This is a genomic window from Pseudomonas sp. LF020 (assembly GCF_053456425.1).
The window spans coordinates 396,958-407,645 of the sequence record NZ_JBRFIX010000006.1; the positions used below are offsets into that span (position 1 = coordinate 396,958).

A 10,688-nucleotide genomic window follows, 5' to 3' on the forward strand; every position below is an offset into this window, starting at 1 on the left:
GCCGCATGACCTCTGTAGGAGCGAGCCTGCTCGCGAAGGGGCCTTCAGCAGCAATACCGATCTCAGATCCGATAAGTACTCTTGGTCATCACCTTCGCCAACAGACTCATCCCGAACTTCACCGGCGCCGGAAAACGGAAACCACCCGCATCCAGTGCACTTTCCGCATGATGTTCTTCATCAATGCGCATCTGTTCCAGAATTGCCCGGGACTTTTCGTCCTCGGCCGGCAATTGCTCAAGGTGTTCGTTCAAGTGCTTGCACACCTGATGCTCGGTGGCCGCGACGAAACCGAGGCTGACCTTGTCGCTGATCAGACCGGCCACAGCGCCGATGCCGAACGACATTCCATAAAACAGCGGATTGAGCACGCTGGTGTGACTGCCCAGCTGATGGATGCGCTGCTCGCACCACACCAGATGATCGATTTCTTCTTCGGCGGCATGCTCCATGGCAGCACGAACCTGCGGCAACTTGGCGGTCAGCGCCTGGCCCTGATACAGCGCCTGGGCGCAGACCTCGCCGGTGTGGTTGATGCGCATCAGGCCGGCGACATGGCGGGTGTCTTCGTCGCTCATCTGCACTTCCGGCTGGACGATGGCGGGTGACGGACGGTATGGCTGGCCGCTGAAGGGCAGCAGGGTGCGCATCGCGGCATCGGCTTGCAGCAGAAGACGGTCAATCGGCGAGTAGTGACGTTGGGTAGTCATGCTGACCTCCGGGAAAAATCTCGACGGCCAGTTTAACCGAATCGGCCGGGGAAGGTTTGCGCTGGGTCATCAGTCGCACTGGATGTGCTTTTTGCTTTATGCAGGAGCTGCCGAAGGCTGCGATCTTTTGATCTTGTTTTTGATACTCGAAGATCAAAAGATCGCAGCCTTCGGGAGCTCCTGTACGGGTTTGCGGTGAATCAGCCCGGCGGCCAGTTCATCTGACGCTGACCCAGTACGTGCATATGAATGTGATAGACGGTCTGCCCACCTTTTTCATTGCAGTTCATCACCACCCGGAAGCCGTCCTCGCAACCCAGTTCCAGCGCCAGGCGCTGGGCGGTGAACAGGATGTGCCCGGCCAGTGCCTTGTCGTCTTCGGTCAGGTCGTTGAGGGTGCGCACCGGTTTCTTCGGGATCACCAGAAAGTGCACCGGAGCCTGAGGGGCGATGTCGTGGAACGCCAGAACCTGGTCGTCCTCGTAGATGATCTTGGCCGGAATCTCCCGGTTGATGATCTTGGTGAACAGAGTATCCACTGCTGTTTTCTCCGTTGTGGGGGCTGGCCTGAGTGTACTCATGAGGAATGACCCCGCCCAGTGTTTTGCCGTAGACAGTTCAGCGCGGGCAGTAAGCCTTGTTGAGCATGCCGACGATGGTGCGATTGAGCCAGCGTGAGCCGAGACGCGGCAGGAAGGCCAGCCAGCGGTTGCGCCGTCCCGGAATGATGATGGCGCGGTTTTTCTCCAGCGCACGTACGGTGTACAGCGCGACTTCCTCGGGACTCATCAGCAGTTTGCTGTCCTTGAGTTTGTCGCTGTTGAGCTGTGCGGTGCGGAAGAACGCGGTACGGGTGGGACCGGGGCAGAGCACCGAGACCTTGACCGCGCTCTGTTTCAGCTCAACCCGCAGCGCTTCGGAAAAGTGCAACACATACGCCTTGCTGGCGTAGTAGGTACTCATCCACGGGCCGGGATTGAACGCTGCCATCGAGGCGACATTGAGAATCTGCCCGCCGCCCTGCAGCGCCATGCTGTTGCCAATGGCGTGGCACAGGCGGGTGAGGGCGAGGATGTTGACTTCGATCAGGTCCTGCTCAGTCATCCAGTCCTGGGCCAGGAACGGCCCGCAGGTGCCGATGCCGGCGCAATTGACCAGCAGATCAATCTGCCGGTCGCCTTCTTCCAGTTCCAGCAAAAAGCCGGACAGGCGCAAAGGCTCACCAAGGTCGCAGGCACGAAACAGGACTTCCACGCCAAAGCGCTGGGTCAGTTCGATCGCGATGCTTTCCAGCTGATCACGCTGTCGGGCCACCAGAATCAGGCTGCGGCCGCGGCGGGCCAGAGCTTCGGCCATGGCCAGGCCGATGCCACTGGAGGCGCCGGTGATCAGAGCGTAACGGGTCATGCAATTCTCCATCGCAACAGCCCCGCGCCAGCGACGCAGGTGTCACGGCGGGGAGCGTTGTTCATTCTTTCGCAGAGTCTACAGGGGCCGGGGGCGCTTCGGCTGCATCGTCCACGGAATTCGCCGGTTCAGTCTCGACCTCGACTTCATCGGTGGTGACCGAGCCGCTTTCATAGCTGCTTTCGAGGTTGGTTTCATATTCTTGCTGAATGGCTGAAATACCGCCGAGCATGCCGCCGGCAAACACCAGGGCGCAGAACACGATCCAGAGCGAACACAGCACTTTGACCGCCGTACTGTTGGGTGGCGGTGGCGGGCCGTAACGGTTGGTGCCGGTGTTGCCCGGCACGACCATGATCACCAGCGGGAAGAAGCTGCCCACGAACGGTACCAGGTTCAGCAGCCAGAGCCAGCCGGACCAGCCGATGTCGTGCAGGCGCTGCACGCTGAACAGAATGCTGACAATGATGAAGCCGAGGAACAGGAAGAACGCGAATATCCCACCGATGATCAGGCCGGTAGTGGTGTCGCCGCTGACCAGTCCCAGACCGATAAATGCGAATATCGCCACGATTGGCAAAGTCACCAGACTCAGCACCATGGTCCAGGCCAGAAAGCGCAGGCGACCGATCCGGCCTTCGACGCTGAAGGGCTTGAGGGCAGCGAATGCTGGCAGGTTCTCGCCAACGTTGGTCCGAGGGGGCGCGTAAGGTGAGGCGGGGTCGTTGAAGGTCGCCGGTTGTTCATGCACGTCCGACAGACTCAGTTCGATCGCCGTCTCGCTTTCGATCCGTGCGTCGATGCCGGTTTTGCTCAGTGCCTGCAGATAAGTCTGCGCATCGCTGTGGGTCAGGTCGCGTTTGAGGGCGACGGTGCTGCCGTTGAACAGGCGCTCGATGGCGACAACATCGCTTTTGAACAGGGCCGCCAGATTGAGCTTGGCGGTGGTGAGATCGACACCGGGCTGTAGAGCACCGTCGAAAACGATCTTGTAGCGAGGTTCGCTCATGGCCGAGGCATCCTTGTCGCGAATGAATTGAAGGTCAGCAAGTGTAAGGCCAGTCCGTCGATGACTGGCCTGATTTTTCTCAGCGTGGCCAGCGTTTTGGCAACTGCGCCGCGCGTTCCAGCGCCTGACGATATTCCGCGTCGAGCCGGGCGATCAACTGGTCCACGCTCGGCAGATCGTCAATTTGCCCTACGCCTTGGCCGGCCGACCACACGGTCTTCCAGGCCTTGGCTTCGTCGTTGATCGGTTTGAGCTTGTCGCCGAAATTGACCTCGCCCTTGCCTTGCAGCGCGGCCATGTCGAAACCCGCCGCCTCCAGGCTTTGACGCATGAAGCTGGCCGGTACACCAGAGACTGCAGGAGTATGGATGATGTCCGCCGCCTTGGCCGTCAGCAGCATCTCCTTGTAGGCGTCAGGCGCATGACTTTCGGTGGTGCCGATAAATCGCGTGCCGAAGTAGGCCAGATCCGCGCCGAGCAGTTGTGCAGCCAGAATCTCATGGCCGTGGTTAAGACATCCGGCAAGCAACAGGGTTTTATCGAAGAACTCGCGGATTTCGGCAATCAGCGCAAACGGGCTCCAGGTGCCGGCATGGCCGCCGGCGCCGGCCGCAACCGCGATCAAACCGTCGACTCCGGCTTCGGCGGCTTTCTCGGCATGCCTGCGGGTGGTCACGTCGTGGAACACCAGGCCGCCGTAGCTGTGCACGGCATCAACCAGCTCCTTCACCGCGCCGAGGCTGGTGATGACAATTGGCACCTTGTGTTCGACGCAGATGTTCAGATCAGCCTGCAGACGCGGGTTGCTGTTGTGCACGATCAAGTTCACTGCATACGGCGCCGGGCTGTCCAGTGTCGCCAGGCCCGCTTCAATCTGCTCCAGCCAGGCCTTGAAGCCGCTGCTTTCGCGCTGGTTCAGCGCCGGGAAGCTGCCAACCACGCCGTTACGGCAGCAGGCGAGCACCAGCTCCGGGTTGGAAATCAGGAACATCGGCGCCGCTACCACGGGCAGACGCAGACGTTGTTCGAGCAAAGCGGGCAGCGACATTGGAAATCCCCCGAGGTGTGATGCCTGTTATGAAATTAGAACGGCTTGACCACGACCAGAATTACGATAGCCAGCAATAGCAGAACCGGCACTTCATTGAACCAGCGATAAAAGACATGGCTGCGGGTGTTCTCGCCACGGGCGAAGCGTTTTACCTGCGCGCCGCACATGTGGTGGTAGCCGATCAGCAGGACCACCAGCGTCAGCTTGGCGTGAATCCAGCCGCCCATGCTGAAGATGCCCGGGTTGAGGTAGATCAGCCAGCCGCCGAAAATCAGCGTGGCGATCATCGCCGGGCCCATGATGCCGCGATACAGCTTGCGCTCCATGACGCTGAAGCGCTCCTTGCTGAGCGTGTCTTCACTTTGTGCGTGATAAACGAACAGCCGCGGCAGGTAGAACAGCCCGGCAAACCAGCACACGACGCTGACGATGTGAAAGGCTTTGATCCATAGATAGAGCATTTTTGGTTATTCCCAGGTTCACGGTAGCCGGGATAGTAGAGGCTTGAGCGTCCGCACGTCACCTTGATGGTTGTCGCAGGGGCGCGCGGCCCCTATTATCGACGGCTTTCCAGTGGGTTCGTTGAGGGCAGGTTTATGGTCAAGGTCGGTATCGTCGGCGGCACGGGTTACACCGGTGTCGAACTGCTGCGTCTGTTGGCACAGCATCCGCAGGCAGAAGTGGTGGTGATCACTTCCCGATCCGAGGCCGGTCTGGCCGTGGCTGACATGTACCCGAACCTGCGCGGTCACTACGACGGTCTGGCGTTCAGCGTACCGGACATCAAAACCCTGGGCGCTTGCGATGTGGTGTTCTTCGCCACCCCGCACGGCGTTGCCCATGCGTTGGCCGGTGAATTGCTGGCGGCGGGCACCAAGGTCATCGACCTGTCCGCGGACTTCCGTCTGCAGGACGCGGAAGAATGGGCCAAATGGTACGGCCAGCCGCACGGTGCGCCGGCGTTGCTGGACGAAGCGGTCTACGGCCTGCCGGAAGTCAATCGCGAGCAGATCAAGAAGGCTCGTCTGATCGCTGTGCCGGGTTGCTATCCAACCGCCACACAATTGGGTTTCCTGCCGCTGCTTGAAGCGGGTCTGGCTGACACATCACGCCTGATCGCCGACTGCAAATCCGGCGTCAGCGGTGCCGGGCGCGGTGCTTCTGTAGGCTCGCTGTACTCCGAGACGTCGGAAAGCATGAAGGCTTACGCGGTGAAAGGTCACCGTCATCTGCCGGAAATTCGCCAGGGCCTGCGTCGTGCCGCGGGTAAGGACGTCGGTCTGACCTTCGTCCCGCACCTGACCCCGATGATCCGTGGCATTCACTCCACGCTCTATGCGACCGTGGTCGATCGTTCGGTGGATCTGCAGGCACTGTTCGAAAAGCGCTATGCCAACGAGCCGTTCGTCGATGTGATGCCGGCCGGCAGCCATCCGGAAACTCGCAGCGTACGTGGCGCCAACGTCTGCCGCATCGCTGTTCACCGTCCGCAGGATGGTGATCTGGTGGTGGTGCTGTCGGTGATCGACAACCTGGTCAAAGGCGCGTCGGGTCAGGCGGTGCAGAACATGAACATTCTGTTCGGCCTGGATGAGCGCTTCGGTCTGTCCCACGCCGGTATGCTGCCGTAACACTTTCGGCAACACAGCAAAAAGGCCCGTCAAACGGGCCTTTTTGCATTCTGGGCAGTTGGTCGGGTTTATTGATATACCGTAACAATAGTTGACCGATTTTCTAGGACAAGCGGATAATGCGCGTCATCACGCATTATGGCGGCGTAACGCCGGGAGATAGTCAGCATGAGCGTCGAATCCTTCACCCCCACGGCTTTGCAATTCACTCAAGGTGCTGCGCACAAGGTGAAGAGCCTGGTCGATGAAGAGGGGAATGATCGCTTGAAGCTGCGCGTATTCGTTACGGGCGGCGGTTGTTCAGGGTTTCAGTACGGCTTCACTTTCGATGAAGATGTGGCCGAGGATGACACCATCGTCGAGCGCGAAGGCGTGAGCCTGGTGGTCGATCCGATGAGCTTCCAGTACCTGGCCGGTGCCGAAGTCGACTACCAGGAAGGTCTGGAAGGGTCGCGCTTCGTGATCAAGAACCCGAACGCCACCACTACTTGTGGTTGCGGCTCTTCGTTCTCGATCTGATCGCACCTCGCTGCACACAATAAAACGCCGCAGAGCCTTACGGTTCTGCGGCGTTTTTTGTTGCCTGTCTTTTGTTCAGTTGGGGTAGATGGCGCCGAGTACCCGCAGGCCTTTGGCGCCGGTGACGCTCGGGCGATTGGCGGCAATGCCTTCGAGGCAGCAATGGGCCAGCCAGGCGAAGGCCATTGCCTCGACCCAGTCCGGATCGACACCGTGAGTGGCGCTGCTGGCGACGGTAGCGTTCGGCAGCAGGTCGGCAAGACGCTTCATCAGCGTGGCGTTATGAGCGCCGCCGCCGCAGACCAGCATTTCCCGGGTATCGGATTGAGCGCTTTGCAGCGACTCGACGATGGTCAGTGCTGTCAGTTCGAGCAGTGTTGCCTGAACGTTTTCACTAGCAAAGGTCGGCAATTTTGCTAGGTGTTGTTCCAGCCACGGCAGGTTGAACACTTCCCGGCCAGTGCTCTTCGGGCCTTTGGTCACGAAGAACGGATCACTGAGCAAGGCGTTCAGCAAGGCTGGTTCGACTGTGCCGGTGGCTGCCCACTGGCCGTTGCGATCAAAGTTCTCGCCGCGTTGCCGATGTATCCAGGCATCCATCAGCACATTCCCGGGGCCGCAGTCGAAACCGGCTACAGGCCTGGTCGGTTCTATCAGACTCAGATTGCTGAAACCGCCGACATTCAACACTGCACGGTTACCGCGACGCTCTTCGAACAAAGCCTCATGGAAGGCTGGCACCAGTGGGGCGCCCTGGCCGCCGGCAGCTACATCGCGGCTGCGGAAGTCGCTGACCACGGTAATGCCGGTCAGCTCTGTCAGCAGTGCAGGATTGCCGATCTGCACGGTGAAGCCGCGAGCGGGTTCATGGCGAATGGTCTGGCCATGGCTGCCGATGGCACGAATGGCTTCAGGCTTCAGTTTCTGCTGATCGAGGAGGTTATGGATACCTTGTGCGGCGAGTTTGACCCAGTGCTGCTGGGCGATTGCCGAGCGGGCGATCTCGTCGGGGCCGCTGGCGCACAAGCCAAGCAGCTCGGCGCGCAGGGAATCAGGCATGGGGATGTAATGCGTGGCGATCAATTTGATCGCCGAGGTCTGCTCGATCAGGGCGATGTCCAGCCCATCGAGACTGGTGCCGGACATCACGCCGATATACAGAGCCATGGCTTAGCGCTTGCTCGAAGCCAGCATGGTGGCCTTTTCCTGGTCCATGCGCGCCATCAATGGCTGGCTTTGCGCAAGGAAGCGTGCACGCTCGGACTTGGCGATCGGATCCGCCATCGGCAGCTTCTGGCCCAGTGGGTCGACGTGAACGCCATTGACCTGGAACTCATAGTGCAAGTGCGGTCCAGTGGACAGGCCGGTAGTACCAATGTAGCCGATCACTTGGCCCTGCTTGACGCTGCCGCCGGTTTTAACGCCTTTGGCAAAGCCTTGCATGTGGCCATACAGCGTGCGGTAGGTGTTGCCGTGCTGGATGATCACCGTATTGCCGTAGCCACCGCGGCGCCCGGCCAGCAGCACTTTACCGTCGCCGGCAGCCTTGATGGGTGTACCGCGTGGGGCTGCGTAATCGACACCTTTGTGGGCGCGGATCTTGTTGAGGATCGGATGTTTGCGGCCCATGGAGAATTTGGAACTGATGCGGGCGAAGTCCACCGGGGTACGGATGAACGCCTTGCGCATACTGTTGCCATCAGCGGTGTAATAGCTGCTGTTGCCTTGTTTATTGGTGTAACGCACGGCGGTGTAGGTCTTGCCGCGGTTGGTGAAACGCGCAGACAGAATCGGGCCAGTGCCGACGGCCTTGCCGTTGACCACTTTCTGCTCGTAGATCACGTCGAATTCGTCACCTTGGCGGATGTCCTGAGCGAAGTCGACGTCGTAGCCGAAGACGCTGGCCATATCCATGGTCAGGCTATGGGACAGGCCTGCGCGGGCAGCGGATTGTGACAGAGAGCTATTGATCACGCCGTGCACGTAAGCCGTGCGAACGGTAGGTTTTGCGGTGACGCGGTTGAACGCATAGCCCTTGTCGTTCTTGGTCAGGGTAATGGTTTCGACGTCGCTGACTTTGCTGTGCAGGCTGGTCAGTTGACCTTCCGGGTTCAGTTCGAACTCGAGTTTCTGGCCGTGCTTGAGCTGGCTGAACTGTTTGGCCTGTTTGTCGCTGGCCAGGACTTCGTGTACGGCAGCGGCTGGCAGACCGACTTTCTCGAACAATGTAGAGAGCGTATCGCCCTTGGATACGATGACTTCGCGGTGTCCCGGGGCTTTCGCCTTTTCGGCAACCGGAGCGGGTGCAGGTGCGGCTTCTGCTGTTTTCGGAGTGTCTTCGGTGCTGTTTTCGATCTGGGCGAAAGGTGAGGTTGCTGGCTCATTTGTGGCTTGAACCGCGTCAGCAGCGTCTTGATCTTGTGTCAGTTGTTCAGCAGGACTTTCCAGTTCAAGGCTCAGGGTTGTCTTTTTGGCTTCAACATCACTGGAAGGAAATACCAGGAGCGCCAGGCTGAGAAGGGCGGCGATTCCACTTGCGGCGAGCAGGTGGGTCTTCGGGTAAAGCGGTGGCGCTTTAGACGGTTCAGTGGTCATAAGTAATTTTGACTTTGAAAAAAGATGAATTGGAAAAGATGAATGACATGATGAAGATGAAATAACTGTATAAAATATAACCAAATCATCCCCGAAGCAAGTCTACAGACACCCTGTCTGCAGATTGGTGTCCGTGCGCCGGGCAAAACTTGTAATTGGTGCACGATCTTGTATGGTTGGTTCCCTTTGAATCTGAGCCTTGCGGGTCTGTTATGAAGTCGGTTGAAGAGCAGCTAGCGCTGATTAAACGTGGTGCGGAAGAACTATTGGTCGAGTCCGAGCTGATCGAGAAGCTCAAGCGCGGCCAGCCGCTGCGTATCAAGGCTGGTTTCGATCCAACCGCCCCGGATCTGCACTTGGGTCATACCGTGCTTATTAATAAGCTGCGTCAGTTCCAGGAATTGGGGCATCAGGTGATCTTCCTTATTGGCGACTTCACCGGGATGATCGGTGATCCAAGCGGCAAGAGTGCCACTCGTCCTCCTTTGACTCGCGAGCAGGTTCTGGAAAACGCCGAGACGTACAAGACTCAAGTGTTCAAGATTCTTGATCCGGCTAAAACCGAAGTTGCGTTCAACTCCACCTGGATGGATCAGATGGGGCCGGCGGACTTCATTCGTCTCACTTCGCAGTACACCGTCGCACGCATGCTTGAGCGTGATGACTTCGACAAGCGTTACTCCACTAATCAGCCGATCGCTATTCATGAGTTCCTCTATCCGCTGGTCCAGGGCTATGACTCGGTTGCTCTGCGCGCGGATGTCGAGTTGGGTGGGACCGATCAGAAGTTCAACTTGCTGATGGGGCGTGAGCTGCAGCGCGGTTATGGTCAGGAGGCTCAGTGCATTCTGACCATGCCGTTGCTCGAAGGTCTGGATGGCGTGAAGAAGATGTCCAAGTCGTTGGGCAACTACGTCGGCATCCAGGAGGCGCCAGGTGTGATGTACGGCAAGCTGGTCTCGATCCCGGATGCGTTGATGTGGCGTTACTTTGAACTGCTCAGCTTCCGTTCGGTGGATGAGATCAATGCCTTCCGTGCAGATGTAGAGGCAGGGGCTAACCCGCGCGACATCAAGATAAAGCTGGCGGAAGAGATTGTTGCGCGCTTCCATGGTGAGGAGGCTGCGGCCAATGCTCATCGCGCTGCGGGTAACCGTATGAAGGATGGTGAGTTGCCGGATGATCTGCCGGAGATCGAACTGGCCTCTGCTGAAGATATGCCAATTGCGGCCGTCCTTAATAAGGCAGGCCTGGTGAAGAACTCGGCGGCGGCGCGTGATCTGTTGGCTTCTGGCGGTGTGCGTGTTGATGGTGAGGTGGTTGATCGCTCCTTTATATATGTACTGGGCGCGACTCACGTTTGCCAGGCGGGCAAGAAGGCATTTGCACGTATCACGCTGAAAGCTGAATAAAGTTTGAAATAAGGGTTGACGGCAGATTCAGGAAGTCTATAATTCGCCCCACTTCCGGCGCAGTCGAAACGGAAAACTCCTTGAGATTCAATGAGTTATGCGGTTTTCGACAGCGGCTTGCTTCAGTTCATCGAGGCCTGGAAGGAGTTGAAAGGGCAGTGATGTTTGGCTCTTTTGACGGTTCGGTCTTCTCGGTCGAAAGCGGAGAAAAAGAGGTGTTGACAGCAGCGTGTAACGCTGTAGAATTCGCCTCCCGCTAACGAGAGATCGGAAGCGCAAGTGGTTGAAGTTGTTGAAGAAATCTTCGAAAACTTCTGAAAATAATCACTTGACAGCAAATGAGGCTGCTGTAGA

At 58.5% G+C, this 10,688-nt stretch carries 11 protein-coding genes and 1 pseudogene; 3 read left to right on the top strand and 9 right to left on the bottom strand.

Annotated elements, in window-relative coordinates; genetic code table 11:
- Nucleotides 1-62 precede the first annotated feature (62 nt).
- The 6 genes from coq7 to hemJ all read right to left on the bottom strand — a co-directional run bounded on the left by coq7 (nucleotide 63) and on the right by hemJ (nucleotide 4,638).
- Complete coding sequence (gene coq7 / locus ACU680_RS17050; protein ID WP_007966428.1) at nucleotides 63-710, bottom strand: 2-polyprenyl-3-methyl-6-methoxy-1,4-benzoquinone monooxygenase; 648 nt, start codon at nucleotides 708-710, stop codon at nucleotides 63-65.
- 200 nt (nucleotides 711-910) lie between these two features.
- Entirely contained in the window at nucleotides 911-1,249 is a 339-nt protein-coding gene (locus ACU680_RS17055; RefSeq protein ID WP_053124353.1) for a histidine triad nucleotide-binding protein, read from the bottom strand.
- A gap of 79 nt (nucleotides 1,250-1,328) precedes the next feature.
- Nucleotides 1,329-2,117, bottom strand: coding sequence for an SDR family NAD(P)-dependent oxidoreductase (locus ACU680_RS17060; RefSeq protein WP_367085927.1), 789 nt, complete (start codon nucleotides 2,115-2,117; stop codon nucleotides 1,329-1,331).
- 61 nt (nucleotides 2,118-2,178) lie between these two features.
- The gene (locus tag ACU680_RS17065) at nucleotides 2,179-3,126 is read right to left on the bottom strand and encodes a DUF805 domain-containing protein (protein WP_448180043.1); all 948 of its coding nucleotides are present in this window, start codon (nucleotides 3,124-3,126) and stop codon (nucleotides 2,179-2,181) included.
- A 79-nt stretch (nucleotides 3,127-3,205) separates the two neighbouring features.
- Nucleotides 3,206-4,174, bottom strand: coding sequence for an NAD(P)H-dependent flavin oxidoreductase (locus tag ACU680_RS17070; RefSeq protein ID WP_448180044.1), 969 nt, complete (start codon nucleotides 4,172-4,174; stop codon nucleotides 3,206-3,208).
- Nucleotides 4,175-4,209: 35 nt separating this feature from the next.
- Nucleotides 4,210-4,638, bottom strand: coding sequence for a protoporphyrinogen oxidase HemJ (gene hemJ / locus ACU680_RS17075; protein WP_367085923.1), 429 nt, complete (start codon nucleotides 4,636-4,638; stop codon nucleotides 4,210-4,212).
- Nucleotides 4,639-4,773: 135 nt separating this feature from the next.
- Here hemJ and argC point away from each other — a divergent pair, with 135 nt between their 5' ends.
- On the top strand, nucleotides 4,774-5,808 hold the full coding sequence (argC, locus tag ACU680_RS17080) for an N-acetyl-gamma-glutamyl-phosphate reductase (protein ID WP_007966420.1): 1,035 nt from the start codon (nucleotides 4,774-4,776) through the stop codon (nucleotides 5,806-5,808).
- Between the two features lie 168 nt (nucleotides 5,809-5,976).
- On the top strand, nucleotides 5,977-6,327 hold the full coding sequence (gene erpA, locus ACU680_RS17085) for an iron-sulfur cluster insertion protein ErpA (RefSeq protein ID WP_003228776.1): 351 nt from the start codon (nucleotides 5,977-5,979) through the stop codon (nucleotides 6,325-6,327).
- A gap of 75 nt (nucleotides 6,328-6,402) precedes the next feature.
- Here the strand turns inward: erpA and ACU680_RS17090 are convergent, their stop codons facing one another.
- Together ACU680_RS17090 and ACU680_RS17095 are read right to left on the bottom strand one after the other, a co-directional pair.
- A complete protein-coding gene (locus ACU680_RS17090; protein ID WP_367085921.1) occupies nucleotides 6,403-7,494 on the bottom strand; it encodes an anhydro-N-acetylmuramic acid kinase in 1,092 nt (363 codons plus the stop codon).
- A 3-nt stretch (nucleotides 7,495-7,497) separates the two neighbouring features.
- Nucleotides 7,498-8,922 carry a peptidoglycan DD-metalloendopeptidase family protein gene (locus ACU680_RS17095; RefSeq protein WP_367085920.1) on the bottom strand — a complete coding sequence of 475 codons (1,425 nt, stop codon included), beginning with the start codon at nucleotides 8,920-8,922 and terminating at the stop codon, nucleotides 7,498-7,500.
- Nucleotides 8,923-9,134: 212 nt separating this feature from the next.
- Here ACU680_RS17095 and tyrS point away from each other — a divergent pair, with 212 nt between their 5' ends.
- Nucleotides 9,135-10,334: a tyrosine--tRNA ligase gene (gene tyrS, locus ACU680_RS17100; RefSeq protein ID WP_448180045.1), complete on the top strand. Its 1,200-nt coding sequence runs from the start codon at nucleotides 9,135-9,137 to the stop codon at nucleotides 10,332-10,334.
- A gap of 122 nt (nucleotides 10,335-10,456) precedes the next feature.
- Here the strand turns inward: tyrS and ACU680_RS17105 are convergent.
- Nucleotides 10,457-10,688, bottom strand: a pseudogene (locus ACU680_RS17105) (hypothetical protein); the annotation flags it as partial.